Genomic DNA, 17,551 nt, shown 5'->3' on the forward strand with positions numbered 1-17,551 from the left:
CTAAAGCCGCAATTCCTCGGCCGGCCGTTCCTTGACCCAGGCTTCGATCAGCGGATCGGAGATGCGCCAGTCCTTGTCCCAGCGGTCGACGACGTCGAGCCGGCGCAGGCGGCGCAGGGCGGCCTGGATTTCGCTCGCCTGCAGGCTGGCGCCGGCAGTCAGCTGAGCGATCGCATTGCGACCCTCCTCGCCATAGATCTGCTCGACGCGCTCGGCCAGAAGCCGCGCGACAATGCGCTGGCCCGGCGAGAGTTTGAGCCAGATCGGTTCAAAGCCGAGCTCCTCGGCCAGGGCGGCGCGGACCAGGTCCAGCGTGCCGTCCTCGTCGAGATCGGGACGCACGGCCAGCATCATCAGCCAGCGCTGGAAGATCAGGGGATTGCGCTCGAAGCGCTCGAACACGGCGTCCGCCTTGGCCCGGTCCAGCTTGCGCCTGGAAATCTCACCGAAGGCCTTGAGCTGGTGGGCGACGAATTCCTCCCCCAGCGGCGGCAGGTCGACGGGGGTTGCGAAGCGGAAGAAGGGCGCGCTGCGGGTGGAGAAGACGCGGTTGAGCCCATCCACCGACGAGCCGGTGAAAATGGCCCGCAGCCCGTCGCGGCGCTTGTCCAGGGCTGTGCGCAAGGCGGCGACCAGCTCGGCATTCTCGCTGTCGGCCAGCTCCTGGAATTCGTCCAGCATAATCAGGGTCGGGTGACCGGGATCGGCGAGCGCGCCGAGCAGGGCATCCAGAGCCAGCAGCTGATCACCGGGCAGTTCGCGCGGTGACTGGCCGAGATCGACCGTCAGCTCGCCCGGCCCGACCGGGGCTTTCAGAGAGAAGCGCGCCTTCAGCTCACCCGGCCGCGCGGTCAGGCGGCGGCCCATCTTGCGGTGCTTCAGGGCGAGATCGAGCTCGAACAGGGTGAGGGCCAGGGGGGCGCCGGTCTGCATGAAGCTGACATAGACAACGCGATGGCGTTTGCGTTCAGCCAGCGGGGCGAGATCGTTCAGCAGGAATTGCGTCTTGCCCATGCGCCGCGGGCCAAACAGGCTGACGCCCTGGATCGGCCCGTCCATCAACAGGGTCAGGACAGAGCGGGCGAAATCAGCGCGCGGGAAATGCCAGGGCGAGGTGCTCATGAATCAAGTTTATACGCGTCTGGCTAATTAGCTACCCGTGAATAATCACGGCTGAAACGGACGTGACATTCGCGCGAGCGCGCCTAGATATCGGCTCATGCAGGTCTTCTATTCCGACACCTTCACACTGCCCCTGCCGGATAATCACCGCTTTCCCGGCAGCAAATACCGGCTCTTGCGCGAGCGCCTCCTGGCCGACGGGCTGGTGGCGGAGACGCAATTGGTGGAAAGCCCGCTGGCCCGCACCGAGGATATCCTGCGCGCCCATGATGCGGATTATGTCGACGCCTTCGAAACCGGCACGCTGGACGAGAAAGCCATCCGCCGCATCGGTTTTCCCTGGTCAAAGCAACTGGTTACCCGCACTCGCGCGACGGCCGGTGGGGCTGTCGCGGCAGCGAAAGCCGCGCTGGAGGACGGGATAGCGGGACAATTGGCCGGCGGTACGCATCACGCCCATCGCGATTTCGGCTCGGGCTATTGCATCTATAACGACCACGCCATCGCCGCCCTGACCCTTATCGAGACGGGCCTGGCCCGCCGCATCGCCATTATCGATCTCGACGTGCACCAGGGCGATGGCAATGCGGCCATCCTGAAGGACCACCCGGAAGTCTTTGTCTTCTCCATGCATGGCGAGAAGAACTTCCCCTTCCGCAAGACCGTCAGTGATCTCGACGTGCCCCTGCCCGACCATATGCAGGACGAGGCCTATAACGAGACGCTGGAAACCCACCTGCCCGCCGTTTTCGCCTTCGGCCCGGACCTCGTGCTCTACCAGTCCGGCGTTGATGCACTGAAGCAGGACCGGCTTGGCCGCCTCAGCCTCACCCATGAAGGGTTGATGCAGCGCGACGCCACCGTGCTCTCGGCCTGCCGCGCCCGCGGCATTCCCGTAGCCATGGGCATTGGCGGCGGCTATGCCGACCCGATCGAGGCTTCGGTCGAGGCCTATGCCAATACCTACCGGGTAGCGAACCGGCTTTACGGGGGTTGAAGGCTAGCGCTCCGGCTCGGCCAGCACCGCATCGGCCAGGGCGACACCGCTCTGGAACGCGGCCTCGACCCGCGGTCCCATACACCAGTCCCCGGCGGCTCCCAGCCCAAGGCCGGCCTCCCAGACAAAGGGCTGGCCAAGCGGTTCGGTGACCCGTGCATAACGCCAGCGATGCGCCTCGCCATGCGCCGCCACCGGCAAGGCCTGACCGGCGATCTCGACAAACATCGCAGTCAGCTGGGCGATCACCCAGTCCGGCTCGGCCTCAAGGTGCGCGACACTCCACGCCGGCGAGGCCTGCAACACCCAGGCATCCGCCTCACCGGGCCGCCCCGGCTTGGAAGAATTGCGCGCACACCAGGCCAGCGCATGCGCGTCATGGCGGAATACATCGGCCGCGACCGGCAGCGGTGCGTCAAAGGCCAGCATCACCGTCCAGCAGGGCGCCAGTTCGGCTTCGGGCAGGCTGGCGAAGGCGGCACCATGGCGGGCCAGGAGATCCGTGGTCTGCGGCACCGGCGCCGTCACCAGCACCGCATCAAAACGCGTCTCCGGCGTGTTGTCGCCGGCCTCGAGACGCCAGCCCCCACTTTCCCGCTCAATGGCCTCGACCCGGATACTTGTGTGAACCAGAAGCTGTTTCGCCAGCGGCTTGACCAGGCCGCTCATCCCGGGCTGCCCGACCCACCAGATCCACTTGCCCTTGTCGGCACCGGCCGGCGACCAACGATCGGCATTGCCGGCTTCAAAGGCGCGTTCCAGATAGGCGGAGAATTCCGGTGAGCGGGCGGTCACGTATTGAGTGCCATGATCGAAACTGGCGATCTCGCGCCGGCGCGTGGCCAGGCGTCCGCCCGTGCCGCGGCTCTTTTCAAACAGCTCGACGGCATGGCCGGCCCGCTTGAGACGGTCGCCACAGGCCAGACCGGAGAGCCCGGCTCCGATAATCGCTAAACGCATGACATCGCACTCTTGTCCATGGAGCGAAGATTAGCGCACCGGAGGAGCCGGGCCAGCGCCGCAACTGCGGCATAAGGCGTCAGCTCACCTTGCTGTCCGTCTCGGGCCGCGGAGACAGATAGCGCGCGATCAGCGAGGCGACCTTGTCCATGGCAAAAGGCTTGGAACAGATGTCGTCAGCCCCACAGGCCTGGGTCCGTTGGCGCGCATCACCGGAGACGTCCGCCGTCAGCATGATAATCGGCACCAGCGCATGCAGGTCCTCGCCGGCGCGAATCCGTTCGACGCAGGCATCCCCGGCCATGCCGGGCATGTGCAGGTCCATGAAGATGATATCGCAGGCATTTTTCTCGAGCGCCGCCAGCGCGGCCTCGCCGCCATCGGCCTCGACGACCTCGAAACCCATTGATTTCAGCAAGGCGCTACAAACAATGCGGTTGGTGTGGACATCATCGACGACCAGAGCCCGGCGGCCGTGCCCGAGCTGGACATCCTGCTCCAGACCGGACCGCTGGCTGGCCTTGGGCGCGGCGATCTTGGCCAGGCGGGCCTCGGCCGGCAGGGTCACCTTGAACATCGCCCCCTTGCCCGGCTTGCTCGTGACTTCAATACGGCCATCCATCAGCTCGACCAGCTCCGAGACCACGCTCAGCCCCAGACCACTGCCGCCGAAACGGCGCTGGATCGACCCGTCCGCCTGGACGAAACGGTCAAAAATCTTCTCCTGATCGGCCTCACTCAGACCGATGCCGCTATCCTCAACCGCTATCACCAGGCCACCGTTTTGGTCCCGGCACAGACGGGTATAGACATGGCCTGTCTCGGTAAACTTGACGGCGTTTCCGACCAGGTTGGTGACAATCTGTTTGACCCGGGAAAAATCAAGCGAAACCTCGACCGTCGCCGGCCAGGACGAGATGAACTGGAAATCCAGCTTCTTTTTCTCCACCAGAGGCGCGAGCCCATTGACGGTGTCGCCCAGCAGGCGGTCCGGCAGCCCCCATTCCTTGTGCAGGACCATCAGCCCGGTTTCGATCTGGGTGACATCGAGAATGTCGTTGATGAGCGCCAGCAAGGTCTCACCGGACGCGGTCAGCGTATTGAGATAACGGCGCTGGGTTTCGTCCAGTTCACTGGCGTCCAGCAATTGCGCCATGCCGAGGACGCCGTGAAGGGGGGTGCGCACCTCATGGGAAACTGTGGCGAGGAACTCGGTTTTCAGACGGTTCGCCGAGGCTTCCTTCTCAGCGGCGCGAACCTGCTCGGTAACGTCCCAATTGATGCCAACGATACGCGTCGTTTCGCCGTGCTTAATGGAAGCGTGAGAGCGGATATAGCATTCCCTCTCCTCGCCCGGCTCGCCCTTCTCGATCCTGAAGGTCCACTCGAAACTGTCTCCGGTCTCGTGCAAGTCCGCCATCAACAGGTGGGCCCGCTCTACATCGGCAGGGTCGAGCGTATTCTCCCAGGTTTCATAAGGAACAACCGGGCCAGTATTTTCGAGTCCGTAGAGCTCGAACATCTCATCGTCCCAAACCAAGGTCTGGGTTTCCACGGTATATTCCCAGATTCCCATACGAGCGGACGATGTAGCCAGCTGCAATCGCTCGCTGGTCTCGGCAAGTCTGCGGGCGGCCTCACGCTGTTCGGTCACATCCCAATTGATGCCGACCATGATAACGCGACCATCCGCATTGGTGAATGTCGATGCACGACCGATAAGATGGCGAATGCCGTACTCCGGGTGGTGGATGCGGAACTCCGCGTTGAATTCGCCATCGGTTTCCACAGAGCGCCGGACACGATCCTCCGCATCGTCCCGGTCATCCGGGTGGACGCGATCTCGCCAATCGTCATACACGCCGCTGAATTCATCGGCAGTGATGCCGTAGAGCTTGAGCATGGTCTCGTCCCAGCTCAGGGTCTCGCTGACGGCATCATATTCCCATACGCCGATACCACCGCCCCTTGCGGCCAGGCGGGCGCGCTCGGCATTGGCCTTGGCCTGCGCTTCTGCTTCGCGCAAAGCGTCCTCGCGCTCGACCTGATCGGAAACATCGCGCAGGACAGAAATCCAGTAATGGAAATAGCCCGACTCGTCGGCAACCGGGCGAATGTTGATATCACACCAGAAACTGGTGCCATCCTTGCGGTAATTGAGGACTTCCTGTCGCACCGGCTGCCAAGCCTGCAGGCCCGCTCGGATCTTGTCCAACGCGGTCCGATCACTGCCCTCGCCCTGCAGAATACGTGGCGTCTTGCCGACAATATCGTCGAGCGCATAGCCCGTCATTTCCGTGAAGGCCTTGTTGCACCAGACGATGCGCGGCCCCGGGTGGTTGATCGGTTCGGCCTCGCAGATCAGGACAGCATCGGAGATGTGCTCATGCATCCGCGCGATGACACTATCCAGTTTCATGCATCCGGCTCCGCCTGGCTACGTTTAAACTTGCGAGCCATGGCCACATTACCGGCCTCATTATAGCTGAGGCTGTCAAAGCTCATTTGCTCGGCCAGCAGCAGTCCGCGGCCATTCAGGGTCGCTGTCGGGATATCCTTGTCGCGATTGCGCCAGTCGAAGCCGGCGCCCTCATCGCTGATGATCCACTCATAGCCGTCATCGCCGATCATCATCAGGATCTTGACCTGGCGCTCTCCCCAGGGCGAGCGGGTCAGGCGCTCGGCGATTTCCAGATCCCAGCGCTCTTCTTCCAGCAATTGGGCCTTGAGCGTGCTGCCGATCTCCAGATTGCCGTGCTCAATACCGTTAAGGATAAGCTCGGTCAGGCCAATACTGACAGTGATCGGATCATCGGTCGCGGCCGCCATTTCGTCGGCGACACGCCGGGCATCGGCCAGCGTACGGGCATAGCGCTCGATACAGCTCGGCGAACGATCAGAGGTGTCAGGGCCAATCGGCCCCGGATCGGGTTTGGTCTGACAATTCATGAATGACCTTCGAAGGGTAGTGCGCGTTATATTTCAGAACACGCCTGCCCGCGAAACACCCGTAATTTACTATTATGCTTGGTATACTCGCTATTAATAAACTCAGGCGTGCATATTCGAATTCGGAATTATCTGAAAAAGTTCAATATCATAGCAGGCGCCCGATTGGCGATCTCCAGGGATTGGATGCCCAGCTGCTCGCGCGCATCAAGCGCAGCCAGACGCGCCCGGTCACGCCCGAGATCCGCGTCGACGAGATTACCGATCCCCGCCGCCGTGGCATCGTATTGCTTGGTCAGCATTTCTCTTTGAATGCCGAGCGTCTTCAGCGCCGTGCCCAGTCGCGAGACCGCGCCATTGACCGCATCCATCGAGTTTTCCAGCGTCGTCACCATGGCGGTGTCCGGCTGGGTGAGGATATGGCTGGTGTCGGAATAGGGCAGCGTGCCCGGCAAGGCCGCATCGACCAGCCCGCCGCCATCGATCAGGTTTTCAGCCCCGATGGTCATCGTGTCCGTCGGGTCATCGCCGACGAGGACATTGAGCGCGCTGGCACCCGTCTCGAGCAGGTTGATATCGTTGAACTCGGCGTTCTCGGCCAGGCGGTTGATCTGATTGCCGAGGATCACATAGTCATGCATCAGGGTGCGCCAGGTCGGCTCGTCCAGGCTCTTGTCCGTCGCGGAAACGAGGATGGAGCGCATCTCCACCATGAGATCGGATATGCCGGTCGCCGCGGCCAGCGCCACCTCGACCACACCGGTCGCCATGTCGATGGAACGGAAAGAGGCCTCGCGCGCCCCATTGGCCGCACGCATGCCCTGGGCAATCGCCCAGATCGTGCCATTGTCCTTGGCACTGCCGACTTTCAACCCTGTCGCAACGCGCGTTTGCACGGCGAGCCGTTCGCTCACCAACGCGTCCATATGTTGCAAAGCAGAGTTTACGCCGGCCATGGAATGAACCGAAAAGCCCATTCAGCCGTCTTCCGCCACCATGTTGCGCCTGCCTTTTTTGTGCAGGCATTTGGCACCAGTGTCGGAGAAGAGGGTTAGCGGGGCGTTACTGGCGTTTGCTAGCCTCCAATGTGCACCCACCCATTACACCTCCCCTCTCGCAATTGCGATCAAACCCGCTAATTTCAGCCCCATGAGCCAGCCGCCCCAAGATCCCGAAGCGTTCAAGCGCGCCCTTGCCATTGCCACCCGTGCCATTGCCGGGGACAAGGAGCTGGAGGTGCGTTTCGGCGGCGAGATTGCCGGGCATTCCGGCGGGCGTGTGGTCCTGCCCAATCCGGGCTCCGAACCGTCCCAGCGGGCCGCCAATACCGTGCGCGGCCGCGCCGATGCGATTGCCCTGAAACTGGCCCACCATGATGAAGGCGCTCATATGCGCGCCCTGCCGCCGGGTTCGACGGCGCGGGCCATCTTCCATGCCGCCGAACAGGCACGGGTCGAGGCGCTCGGGGCGCGCGAGATGCAGGGCGTGGCCGAAAACCTCGATGCGGCGCTGATTGCCAAATGCCGACAGAAGGGCTGGCAGCGGGTTGAGGATCGCCAGAACGCGCCGATGGAAGAGGCGCTGAGCCTCCTGATCCGGGAACGCATTTCCGGCCGCCCGGCTCCGGTCGAGGCGCTCGGCCTGATGACGGTCTGGCGCGACCAGCTGGAAAACATGGCCGGGCTGTCGCTCGACGCCCTGGCCGGCAATGCCGATAATCAGGAGGCCTTTGCCGACGCCTTGCGGGTGGTGATCCAGGATCTCGACCTCGCAGATGAACTCGGCGGCGATCCGGAAGAATCGGAGAACCCGGAAGACGAGGATGAGGGCGTCGACCGCGAACAGCGGACCGGCGAGGATGAAGAGCCCGAAGACGGCTCCGATGCCGGTGATCCCGACACGCCCGACGCCTCCGGCACCGCCGCTGATGAAGACGAGATCACCGCCGATACCGATGATCTCGATACCCGCGTCGAGGCCATGGACGATGAGGGCTCGGCGCAGACCGCCATGCGCCCCAATTATCGTCCGGGCGATGACAGCCAGGCCGACAGCTACAAGGTCTTCACCCGCGAGTTTGACGAGGTGATCCAGGCCGAGGATCTGTGCGACAGCGAAGAACTCGAGCGCCTGCGCAAATATCTGGACAATACGCTCAAGGGCCTCGACCAGGTCGTCGGCCGCCTCGCCAACCGGCTGCAGCGCCGGCTCATGGCGCAGCAGGAGCGGGCCTGGAAATTCGACCTGGAAGAAGGCGTGCTCGACGGCTCGCGCCTGGCGCGGATCATTGCTGACCCGACCCTGCCGCTATCCTACAAGCAGGAGAGCGACACCGAGTTCCGCGACACCATCGTCACCCTGCTGATCGACAATTCCGGCTCCATGCGCGGCCGTCCGATCACCGTCGCCGCCGCCTGCGCCGATATCCTCGCGCGCACGCTGGAACGTTGCGGGGTGAAAACGGAGATCCTCGGCTTCACGACGCGCGCCTGGAAAGGCGGCAAGTCGAAGGAGAAATGGCTGACCGAGGGCAAGCCGCAAAATCCCGGCCGCCTCAATGATTTGCGCCATATCATCTATAAACAGGCCGACACGCCCTGGCGCCGCTCGCGGGTCAATCTCGGCCTGATGATGCGCGAAGGCCTGCTCAAGGAAAACATCGACGGTGAAGCCCTGATGTGGGCCTGGAAACGCCTCGCCACGCGCCCGGAACAGCGCCGCATCATGATGGTGATCTCCGACGGTGCGCCGGTCGATGACGGCACCCAGTCGGCGAACATGTCCGGCTATCTGGAACGCCATCTGCGCGAAACCATCGCCATGATCGAGAAGCGCTCCGAGGTCGAGCTCCTGGCCATTGGTATCGGCCATGATGTCACCCGCTGGTATCGCCGCGCCGTGACCATCAATGATGTCGACCAGCTCGGCGGCGCCATGACCGACCAGCTCGCCGCCCTGTTCGACGAGAACGGCCCGGGTGACAGCGCGATGAGCACAACAGGGCCGCCGCTGACCAAGCGCATCGACTTTTCCGGCGTCGCCGGCCGGGTTTAGGCTTTGCGGCTTTCGCGTTGATTGCTAAGCCTCCGGGATCGCAACAAGGTCCCTGCCCATGCGCTTCCTGATCCCGCTCGCCCTGTCCCTTGCCGCCTGCTCGCCCTCCGTTGAGGCGCCGACCATCGCCACGACGGTCACCACAGACATCCCACTCTACACCGCCGAGCCTGACCGCCGTGATCTGGGCCGGCTGAGCTATCTTGGCGGCATCGAGATCGATTACACGGACGAACGCTTTGGCGGGCTGTCAGCGCTGCATCTCAATAGCGGCGGCTCCCGCATGCTGGCGGTTTCCGATAGCGCTTACTGGGTCCGCGCCGGGCTGAGCTGGAGCGATGACGGTGCACCGGTAGCGCTCGGCGGGATCGATATCGCGCCCATACTGTCGCGTGATGGAGAGGCGCTGGAGGGCCAGGCTGCCGACAGTGAGGCGATCGCAGCGCTCGGCGGCGGGCTCTTTGCGATCTCGTTTGAACGCGAGCACCGGATCAATGTCTACGAGCTCGGGCCTGACTGGAGCCAGCTTGACGCCGTGGCTCAGCCCCTGAGCGCGCCGGACGGGGCGCCGCAGTTTGAGAATAATGGCGGGATGGAAGGCCTCACACAGCTCGCTGATGGCCGTCTGATCGCCGGGGTGGAAGCGCCCTCAAACGGTGCCCGCCAGCTCTGGATCCTCGATGATGGCCGCTGGAGCCGCCGCGAACTGACCGCAGAGCCGGGCTACGGCCTGACCGCCCTCGCCGCCCATGGTGGCCATGTCTATGTGCTGGAACGCTTCTGGACCCGCGAGACCGGCAATCGCATCCGCATCCTGCGCTTCGACGCCGCCGATCTCGACGACACCGCCCGCATCGAGCCGGACCTGCTCGGCACCCTCACCGCCGGCATGATCGTCGACAATTTCGAAGGCCTCGACATCATCCAGCGCAACGGTCAGACCGTGCTGCTGATCGTGTCGGACGATAATTACTCGGAGCGGCAAAAAACGTTGCTGATGGCCTTTGCTGTGACCGGCTAGCGCCTACTCCCCCGAGCGATGAAAACTCGCCTCGTGCTCATACACCGCCTCGCCGCCAACCACGGTCATCCACGGCGTCACTGACAGGATTTCCATCGGCTCAATGGTCATGATGTCGTCGGAGAAAATGGTGAAGTCGGCGCGCTTGCCGACCTCGATCGAGCCGAGCTCGTCCTCGCGGAAGGAGGCATAGGCCGGCCAGAGGGTGAAGAGCTTGAGGGCATCATCACGCGACAGCGCCTCTTCGGGATGCCAGTTCTCGCCCTGGAAACCTTCCAGGTCGGCGCGCGCGACCGTGGCATAGAATTCGATGCGGGGATCGCCCTGCTCCACCGGCGCGTCGGAGCCGCCGGTCAGGCGGGCGCCATTGTCCAAGAGGGTCTGCCAGGCATAGGCGCCTTCCAGGCGTTCCTCGCCGAGACGCGCCGGGGCAAAGTGCAGATCGCCAATAGCGTGGCTGGGCTGCATCGAGGCGATAACGCCGAGCTCGGCAAAGCGCGGCATATCGGAAGGTTCGACAATCTGGGTATGCTCATCACGCCAGCGATGGTCGATGCGGGCGCGCTCTTCCTCGGGAACGTGTGCCAGGGCTTCCTCGACCCAGTCGAGCAGGAGACGATTCCCGCGATCACCGATGGCGTGGACATTCATTTGTACGCCCGAACGCAGGGCCTCGGTAAAGAGGCCGATGGTCTGGTCTTCTTCAGCAATCGTCAGGCCGGAGGTTTCCGGGCGGTCCGAATAGGGAGACAACAGCGCTGCACCGCGCGAGCCCAGTGCACCATCCATATAGATTTTCACCGCGCGGGTGATGACGCGGCCGTCAGCAGCGATACGCGGGACTTCCTGGGACAGGGCGGCATAACCGTCCGGATTGACCGAGACATAGACGCGGATGGCCAGGTGGCCGGCCTCGGCAACGCCCTCGATCATCTCCACATCGCTATAGGGCACAGACATGTCATGCCCGCCAGCCCAGCCGAGCGAAGCGAGGCGCGCCGCGCCTTCGGCATAGATATCGGCACGCTCCTGACCGGTCGGGGCGGCGACCAGGGCGGTCACCGGATACATCGCCGTGTCGATCAGCATGCCGGTCGGCTCACCGGCTTCGTCAAACAGGATCTCCCCGCCTTCCGGAGCGGCGCTGTCGCGCGTGATACCGCCGGCTTCAAGCGCTGCGGAATTGGCCACGAGGGCGTGCCCGTCGGCGCGGATCAGCACGACCGGATTATCCGGCGACACAGCGTCAAGATCATCGCGATTGGGGAAACGGGCTTCTGGATAATGGGTCTCGATCCAGCCGCGGCCATAAACCACCTGACCGGGCTCAGCGCCCTCGACCGTCTCCGCCACGCGGGCAACGAGGTCTTCGATAGAGGCGACACTGTCGAGATTGAGCGTGCGCTCGCGCTGGCCGACACCAAAGACATGCACATGGCTGTCGGTGAAGCCGGGATACATGGCACCGCCATTGAGATCGACAATGCGCGTTTCCGGTCCGATCAGAAGCTCGGCATCGGCTTCATCGCCGGCAAAGGTGATGCGGCCATCCTGGGTCGCGACGGCGGTAACCTGGGGCTGCTCGTCATTGGCGGTGTAGATCGCCCCGCCCCAATAGACCACGTCGGCCGCGTCGATCGCCGGCTCAATGGCGGCCTCCTCAGCGGACGGCGAACAGGCCGCGAGCGTGATGGCCAGTGCGGAAACAAGAGAAAAACCGATGCGCATGATGCCCTCCCCAGACGTCAGCTGGCAGGCTATCCGGCGATTCTGGAAACAACAACAGGGCGCCAGGCCTTTGGCCCAAAACAATAAAGCCCGCTGCAAGCAGCGGGCTTTATCGATCAAATTTGATTACGCAAACCTACGCAGCGTTTGCTTTCTTGAGCTCACGCTTGATCTTCAGCGCGCGGTCCGAGAGGTTCTCGTCACGTGCCTTGAGCAGGTAAGCGTCGAAGCCGCCGACATGGTCCACGCTGCGCAGCGCCTTGGCGGCGATACGCAATTTGAAGCTACGGCCGAGCTTGTCAGAAGTCAGGGTGACTTCGCACAGGTTCGGCAGAAAACGGCGACGGGTTCTGTTGTTAGCGTGGGAAACATTGTTTCCGGTCATCACGCCCGTACCAGTCAATTCGCAGCGACGCGCCATAGTCGCACCTTTCAAACAATAGTATTCTTACGCTAAAGCCTTACGGCCATCGCGGGAGCGGGCGGAATACCGAAGTGGATGCGCTGCGTCAAGCATTCTACGTTCATCTTCCAGCCGGTTTCGCTGGTTTATTGCAGTTTGACGAATAAGTTTCGGGCCGGCGGGGCCGGATACGAGGAGAGTAAAGCGTGAAAAAGGCTATTCTACTGGGCAGCGCATTGGGCCTGGCAGCCATGTTTGCACCGGCCACACTGAATCCCGGCTTGGCTCCGGCCCTGGCCGATGATGCCGCCGCAGTTGCCAACAGCGCATCGCAAACGGTGACCATTCAGTATTCCGGCTCGGTGATGATTTTCCAGGTCGCCGACATTGTCGTGTCGGGCACCTTCAACCCGGATACCTACCAGGCCTCTGCTCGCTTCACGGCGGCCGGTCTGGCCGCGCTCTTCACCGATGCGGATATCGAGGCCGGTGTCAGCGGCTATCGCACCGGTGCCAGGCTGCAGCCCTGGCGCTACAGCCATATGAATCACGCCAGCTCGAAAAATCGGACCGTCGGCATCGACTTCCCCGATGGCGTTGCGACCGCAGACATCAATCCGCCCTTCGGATCGATGGGTGAACCGCCGGCGACCGAAGAAGAACGTGCAGGCGCCGCTGACCCGCTGTCCACCCTGCTGTCGGTCGGACTGGGCGCGGTGGCCAATGGCGATGTCCACTGCGAAGGCACCATGCCGGTGTTTGACGGCAAGGCCCGCTATAATCTTCGCTTTGAATATGGCGGCATGGACTCGATCCGGACCCGGGCCTGGTCGGGCCGCGCAGCGGTATGCCACGCCTATTACGAGCCGATCGCCGGTTATGACGCCGACGAGTTTCCGTCCGAGGAAGATATCGAGCGCCCGATCACCATGTGGTTCGCGCCGGTGAATGGCGGCCAGATGCATGTGCCCGTGCGGATCCGCGCCAATGCCGGTTTTGGCGGCGCAACGGTCACCGCACAATATATCTCGGCCGGCTGACCGCATAGCGGCCTCGCCTTCACGCCCGATCGGCCCTAACTCTTGGAAAATTCCGAAGGCCTCGCTTTTCAGGGTCTGAGTTTCAAAGGATAGCGGCATGTCTGCGCTAGAGCGGGCGGCGGGGCCGATCACCGCCGCTCTCGGCCCGACCAATACCGGCAAGACCCATCTCGCCATTGAACGCATGCTGGCGCATTCCTCCGGCATGATCGGCCTGCCTTTGCGCCTCCTGGCGCGGGAGGTCTATGACCGGGTTGTACGGGCCAAGGGCGAAGGCGCCGCCGCTCTGATCACCGGCGAAGAGAAGATCGTGCCCAAGTCGGCGCGCTATTTCATCTGCACCGCCGAATCCATGCCGGTCTCCAAACAGGTCGCCTTCATGGCGATCGACGAGGTCCAGCTCGCCGCCGACCCCGAGCGTGGTCATATCTTCACCGACCGTCTGCTGCGCGCCCGTGGCCGCGAAGAGACCATGCTGCTGGGCGCCGCCACCATGACCGGTCTGATCCGCGAACTCGTGCCCGATGCCGAGATTGTCGGACGCGAACGTTTCTCCCGGCTGAGTTATGCCGGCCCCGCCAAGCTCACCGCCCTGCCCCGGCGCAGCGCCATTGTCGCCTTCTCGGCCGAGAGTGTTTACGCCATCGCCGAGCTCCTGCGCCGGCGTCGCGGCGGCGCCGCGGTGGTCATGGGCAGTTTGAGCCCGCGCACCCGCAACGCCCAGGTCGCGCTCTACCAGTCCGGCGAGGTCGACTTCCTCGTGGCCACAGATGCCATCGGCATGGGCCTCAATATGGAAATCGAGCATGTGGCCTTCGCCGAGAGCCGCAAGTTCGATGGCCGCAAGATGCGGCGGCTGACCCCGGCCGAACTGTCTCAGATCGCCGGGCGGGCCGGACGCTTCCGCACTGATGGCAGTTTTGGCGAAACCGCCGAATGCCGGCCCTTCGATCCGGATGTGGTCGAGGCCATCGAGAGCCACACTTTCGCACCGGTCCAGAAACTCTACTGGCGCAATCCGCTGCTCGATGAAAGCTCGATCGAGGCCCTTCAATATTCGCTCGGCAAACCGCCCTTCCATCCCGCCCTGGAACGGGTCCGCGAGGCCAGCGATGAAGCTGCCCTTGGCGTATTGGCCGGCGACCCGGAAATCCGCGAGCGCGCAACCTCGCCCGGCATGGTGGCGCGACTGTGGGAGGTGTGCCGCCTGCCCGATTTCCGCAAGGCGACGCTGGATGCCCACGCCCGTCTCGTCAAATCCATCTACATGCACCTCGCGAAAGGGCGCGGCCGCCTGCCCGACACCTATATGGCCGGGCATCTGGAAAAGCTGAACAAGACCACCGGCGATGTCGACGCCCTGGCCGCGCGCCTGTCCTATGTGCGCACCTGGGCTTATGCCGCCAACCGTTCCGACTGGACGCACAATCCCGATTACTGGCGTGCGGAGACCCGGCAAATCGAGGACAAATTGTCCGACGCCCTGCACGAGCGCCTGATGCAACGCTTCGTCGATCGACGGACCAGCGCGCTGGTCAAAGGCCTGCGCGACGAGAAGGATCTTCTTGCCGGAGTGTCGAAAACGGGTGAAGTCACGGTAGAAGGCCATTATGTCGGTCGGTTACAGGGGCTGGTCTTCCAGCCCGATGCGGATGGACGCGAACTCGCCGCACGCGCTTTGCGCTCGGCGGCCCTCAAGGCCCTGCGGCCGGAGGTAAACAGGAGGCTGGCGATGCTGGCGACGCCCAAGGCAGAGGATCTCAATCTCACCGCTGCCGGAATTATCGAATGGGAAGACCGCCCGGTGGCCAAGCTGCGCCCCGGCCCATCCGTCTTGCGCCCGGGCCTGGCCCTGACTGGCGGCGAGCTCGGATCCGCCGAGGCCCAGGCGGCCGCCCGCAAGGGTCTGGAGGACTTTGTCCACACCCGGACCGACACGCTGCTCGCGCCCCTGATGGCCCTCAAGACCGGCGCCGAGGATGAGGCGACTCCCGGTCCGGTGCGCGGCGTGGCCTGGCGTCTCTATGAGGCTGGCGGCGCCCTACCGCGGCATGAGATCGTCGAGGAAATCAAGGCGCTCGACCCGGACATGCGCCGGGTTCTGCGCGGTTTCGGCGTACGCATTGGCCAACACATGATCTATCTGCCGGCCCTGGTGAAACCGGCACCGGCCGCCCATTTCGCCCTGCTGCGCGCGATCCATGAAGACCGCGGCGAGGCCGTCGTCCTGCCCGAGCCGGGACTGACCTCGATGGCCAATGACAAGTCGCGCACCCGCGCCGACTATGCCGCCATCGGCTTCCAGACCTGCGGCCCGCGCGTTGTCCGCTTCGACATGCTCGAACGCCTGGCTGATGTCATCCGCGAAGCCCGTCCCGAGCCGAAAAAGCCCGCCTTTGACCTTAAGGCTGAGATGACCGCACTGCTGGGCTGTTCCGTTGAAGACCTGCGCGGCGTCCTCGGCGCGCTAGGCTATAAACGGGTCAAAAAGGGTGAGGATGAGGAAAAGCTGGCTGGTGAGGTCTGGGGCCCGCGCCGCCGCGGTCCGGCCGGTGGCCGCCCCGCCAAGCCCGCTCATGGTGCCGATCAGAAACGCGGACCGAAATCGGCCAAGCGCGAGCCCGGCGCTGGCCCGGGCAAGCGCGATAACCGCCAGCGGCCGCAAAATCGCGTAGAACAGGAGCCGATCAAACCGGAGGACAGCCCCTTCGCCGCCCTGGCTCAACTGAAACTCGACGAAAAACCGACCAAGCCGAAACGCAAACGGCGCAAAAAGCCCGCCAAGGCGAAACCGGATGCGAACGCCAATGGCGCCGAAAACAGCGCCGTCGGTGAGGATAAGCCGGCCGGAAATAACCCTTCACCGGAGTCAACTGAAGCGGTCGCTCCGGCCGCCGCCAGCACGCCGGACGCGGCCGGCGAGGCATGAGCGCGGACGCTCAGCGCATCGATCTCTGGCTCTGGCAGGCGCGTTTCTACAAGACCCGCTCGCTGGCCACGGCCGTCGTCACCAAGGGCCGGGTCCGCATCGCGCGGGACGGAACAATCCGGCGCATTTCAAAGGCCTCCACCACGGTCAGGCCCGGCGATGAATTGACCTGGCCGCGCAATGGCAAGATTGTAGCGCTGGAAATCCTGGCCCTTGGCGAACGCCGGGGGCCGGCCGCCGAGGCGCAGGCGCTGTACCGCCTGATCGAGAATGACGAGACCGAACAGGCACGGGACTGAGCAGTCAGGACGTATCAGATGGAATTCATCAAGAAGATCTTTGCCGGCAAGGGCGCTGAAGGCGCCGCGGAAATCGATCCCCACATCGCCGCCACAGCGCTATTGGTGGAAGCCGCCCTGGCCGATGGCATCTATGCCGACTGCGAGCAGGACCAGATCCGCGAAACGCTGGAAAATGCCTTCAAGATGTCGTCCGAGAAGGCCGCTGAAGTGCTCGACAAGGCTGAGGAGCTGGCCGAGACGGCGGTCGACCATCATCGCTTCACCAAGGTCGTGAAGACATGTCTGAGCGAGCAGGAACGCATCGCCCTGGTCGAGCAATTATGGATGGTGGCGCTGGCCGATGGCGAGAAATCGCCGTTCGAGGATGCCTTCCTGCGCCGTATCGCCCCTCTGCTCGCCGTGGATGATCGCGACCGGGTTTTTGCCCGCTCGCGTGCAGAAGCCAAGGTACGCAGCCGTTGACAAAGCGGTTTGCGCAGCCCATGTCCGGCGCGCAAATTATCCAACCGTGCCGCCAACCGTACTGATCGTCCGCCCATGACCTATATCGTCACTGACGCCTGCGTCCGCTGCAAATACACTGATTGTGTCGAGGTTTGCCCCGTCGACTGTTTCTATGAAGGCGAGAATTTCCTCGTCATTCATCCCGACGAGTGCATCGATTGCGGTGTCTGCGAACCGGAATGCCCGGTCGAGGCCATCAAGCCGGACACGGAAGACGACAAGGACGGCAAGTGGCTGGCGGTGAATTCCAAGTTCGCCGAGATCTGGCCGAACATCACCCTGCGCAAGGATCCGCCGGCCGATGCGGACCAAATGGCTGAAGAGAAGGGTAAATTCGAGAAATATTTCTCGGAGAAGCCGGGCGAAGGCAACTAACCCCCAAGGGTTAATCTTTCCACCTCATTTGAAATAAGCGCTGGTTTGTGATATACATACCACATTGATGGGCTGCGCGACTGGCGCGGCCCGCTTTTCTTGCTGGTGATGGGTGCGCTCAAAATTGTCGATCTCGAAGCCGGGTGGGTGCCGGGCGATCTTTGAGA

15 protein-coding genes are annotated in these 17,551 nt (G+C 63.4%); 8 read left to right on the forward strand and 7 right to left on the reverse strand.

Going from position 1 to position 17,551, the window contains the following annotated elements:
- A complete protein-coding gene (locus Q1V51_RS06835) occupies positions 1-1,122 on the reverse strand; it encodes an ATP-binding protein (RefSeq protein ID WP_300554487.1) in 1,122 nt (373 codons plus the stop codon).
- 97 nt (positions 1,123-1,219) lie between these two features.
- On the opposite strand from Q1V51_RS06835, the gene Q1V51_RS06840 reads away from it, so the two are divergent.
- Positions 1,220-2,119, forward strand: coding sequence for a histone deacetylase (locus tag Q1V51_RS06840; RefSeq protein ID WP_300554488.1), 900 nt, complete (start codon positions 1,220-1,222; stop codon positions 2,117-2,119).
- Between the two features lie 3 nt (positions 2,120-2,122).
- Here the strand turns inward: Q1V51_RS06840 and Q1V51_RS06845 are convergent, their stop codons facing one another.
- The 4 genes from Q1V51_RS06845 to Q1V51_RS06860 form a co-directional block, all read right to left on the reverse strand.
- Positions 2,123-3,079, reverse strand: a complete 957-nt coding sequence (locus Q1V51_RS06845) for an FAD-dependent oxidoreductase (RefSeq protein ID WP_300554492.1) — start codon at positions 3,077-3,079, stop codon at positions 2,123-2,125.
- A 79-nt stretch (positions 3,080-3,158) separates the two neighbouring features.
- Positions 3,159-5,498 (reverse strand): PAS domain-containing protein, encoded by a 2,340-nt coding sequence (locus tag Q1V51_RS06850; RefSeq protein ID WP_300554493.1) that lies wholly within the window; start codon positions 5,496-5,498, stop codon positions 3,159-3,161.
- Positions 5,495-6,028: an ATP-binding protein gene (locus Q1V51_RS06855; RefSeq protein ID WP_300554494.1), complete on the reverse strand. Its 534-nt coding sequence runs from the start codon at positions 6,026-6,028 to the stop codon at positions 5,495-5,497. The genes Q1V51_RS06850 and Q1V51_RS06855 overlap by 4 nt, the downstream gene beginning before the upstream one ends.
- Before the next feature lie 128 nt (positions 6,029-6,156).
- Positions 6,157-7,005, reverse strand: coding sequence for a flagellin (locus Q1V51_RS06860; RefSeq protein WP_366522717.1), 849 nt, complete (start codon positions 7,003-7,005; stop codon positions 6,157-6,159).
- Positions 7,006-7,177: 172 nt separating this feature from the next.
- Between Q1V51_RS06860 and cobT the strand changes: the two genes are divergently transcribed.
- Together cobT and Q1V51_RS06870 are read left to right on the forward strand one after the other, a co-directional pair.
- Positions 7,178-9,082, forward strand: a complete 1,905-nt coding sequence (gene cobT, locus Q1V51_RS06865) for a cobaltochelatase subunit CobT (protein WP_300554495.1) — start codon at positions 7,178-7,180, stop codon at positions 9,080-9,082.
- A 58-nt stretch (positions 9,083-9,140) separates the two neighbouring features.
- On the forward strand, positions 9,141-10,103 hold the full coding sequence (locus Q1V51_RS06870; RefSeq protein WP_300554496.1) for an esterase-like activity of phytase family protein: 963 nt from the start codon (positions 9,141-9,143) through the stop codon (positions 10,101-10,103).
- Positions 10,104-10,106: 3 nt separating this feature from the next.
- On the opposite strand, the gene Q1V51_RS06875 is transcribed toward Q1V51_RS06870, so the two are convergent.
- Complete coding sequence (locus Q1V51_RS06875) at positions 10,107-11,831, reverse strand: amidohydrolase (RefSeq protein ID WP_300554497.1); 1,725 nt, start codon at positions 11,829-11,831, stop codon at positions 10,107-10,109.
- Between the two features lie 136 nt (positions 11,832-11,967).
- Complete coding sequence (gene rpmB, locus Q1V51_RS06880) at positions 11,968-12,252, reverse strand: 50S ribosomal protein L28 (RefSeq protein WP_300554498.1); 285 nt, start codon at positions 12,250-12,252, stop codon at positions 11,968-11,970.
- 188 nt (positions 12,253-12,440) lie between these two features.
- Here rpmB and Q1V51_RS06885 point away from each other — a divergent pair, with 188 nt between their 5' ends.
- The 5 genes from Q1V51_RS06885 (at position 12,441) to fdxA (ending at position 17,384) form a co-directional block, all read left to right on the forward strand.
- Complete coding sequence (locus tag Q1V51_RS06885; RefSeq protein ID WP_300554499.1) at positions 12,441-13,274, forward strand: DUF3108 domain-containing protein; 834 nt, start codon at positions 12,441-12,443, stop codon at positions 13,272-13,274.
- 97 nt (positions 13,275-13,371) lie between these two features.
- On the forward strand, positions 13,372-16,203 hold the full coding sequence (locus tag Q1V51_RS06890; protein ID WP_300554500.1) for a helicase-related protein: 2,832 nt from the start codon (positions 13,372-13,374) through the stop codon (positions 16,201-16,203).
- Positions 16,200-16,502, forward strand: a complete 303-nt coding sequence (locus Q1V51_RS06895; RefSeq protein WP_300554501.1) for an RNA-binding S4 domain-containing protein — start codon at positions 16,200-16,202, stop codon at positions 16,500-16,502. Before Q1V51_RS06890 ends, Q1V51_RS06895 begins: the two co-directional genes overlap by 4 nt.
- Positions 16,503-16,520: 18 nt before the next feature.
- Positions 16,521-16,967 (forward strand): TerB family tellurite resistance protein, encoded by a 447-nt coding sequence (locus Q1V51_RS06900; protein ID WP_300554502.1) that lies wholly within the window; start codon positions 16,521-16,523, stop codon positions 16,965-16,967.
- A 75-nt stretch (positions 16,968-17,042) separates the two neighbouring features.
- Positions 17,043-17,384 (forward strand): ferredoxin FdxA, encoded by a 342-nt coding sequence (gene fdxA / locus Q1V51_RS06905; protein WP_300554503.1) that lies wholly within the window; start codon positions 17,043-17,045, stop codon positions 17,382-17,384.
- Positions 17,385-17,551 lie beyond the last annotated feature (167 nt).

Origin of the sequence: Maricaulis sp. (assembly GCF_030149235.1) — a bacterium.
Classification (GTDB): domain Bacteria; phylum Pseudomonadota; class Alphaproteobacteria; order Caulobacterales; family Maricaulaceae; genus Maricaulis.

Bases quoted from the DNA above. Each gene is read 5' to 3' on its own strand.
- Q1V51_RS06835 (WP_300554487.1), bottom strand. From the start codon at position 1,122: ATGAGCACCTCGCCCTGGCATTTCCCGCGCGCTGATTTCGCCCGCTCT.
- Q1V51_RS06840 (WP_300554488.1), top strand. From the start codon at position 1,220: ATGCAGGTCTTCTATTCCGACACCTTCACACTGCCCCTGCCGGATAAT.
- Q1V51_RS06845 (WP_300554492.1), bottom strand. From the start codon at position 3,079: ATGCGTTTAGCGATTATCGGAGCCGGGCTCTCCGGTCTGGCCTGTGGC.
- Q1V51_RS06850 (WP_300554493.1), bottom strand. From the start codon at position 5,498: ATGAAACTGGATAGTGTCATCGCGCGGATGCATGAGCACATCTCCGAT.
- Q1V51_RS06855 (WP_300554494.1), bottom strand. From the start codon at position 6,028: ATGAATTGTCAGACCAAACCCGATCCGGGGCCGATTGGCCCTGACACC.
- Q1V51_RS06860 (WP_366522717.1), bottom strand. From the start codon at position 7,005: ATGGGCTTTTCGGTTCATTCCATGGCCGGCGTAAACTCTGCTTTGCAA.
- cobT (WP_300554495.1), top strand. From the start codon at position 7,178: ATGAGCCAGCCGCCCCAAGATCCCGAAGCGTTCAAGCGCGCCCTTGCC.
- Q1V51_RS06870 (WP_300554496.1), top strand. From the start codon at position 9,141: ATGCGCTTCCTGATCCCGCTCGCCCTGTCCCTTGCCGCCTGCTCGCCC.
- Q1V51_RS06875 (WP_300554497.1), bottom strand. From the start codon at position 11,831: ATGCGCATCGGTTTTTCTCTTGTTTCCGCACTGGCCATCACGCTCGCG.
- rpmB (WP_300554498.1), bottom strand. From the start codon at position 12,252: ATGGCGCGTCGCTGCGAATTGACTGGTACGGGCGTGATGACCGGAAAC.
- Q1V51_RS06890 (WP_300554500.1), top strand. From the start codon at position 13,372: ATGTCTGCGCTAGAGCGGGCGGCGGGGCCGATCACCGCCGCTCTCGGC.
- Q1V51_RS06895 (WP_300554501.1), top strand. From the start codon at position 16,200: ATGAGCGCGGACGCTCAGCGCATCGATCTCTGGCTCTGGCAGGCGCGT.
- Q1V51_RS06900 (WP_300554502.1), top strand. From the start codon at position 16,521: ATGGAATTCATCAAGAAGATCTTTGCCGGCAAGGGCGCTGAAGGCGCC.
- fdxA (WP_300554503.1), top strand. From the start codon at position 17,043: ATGACCTATATCGTCACTGACGCCTGCGTCCGCTGCAAATACACTGAT.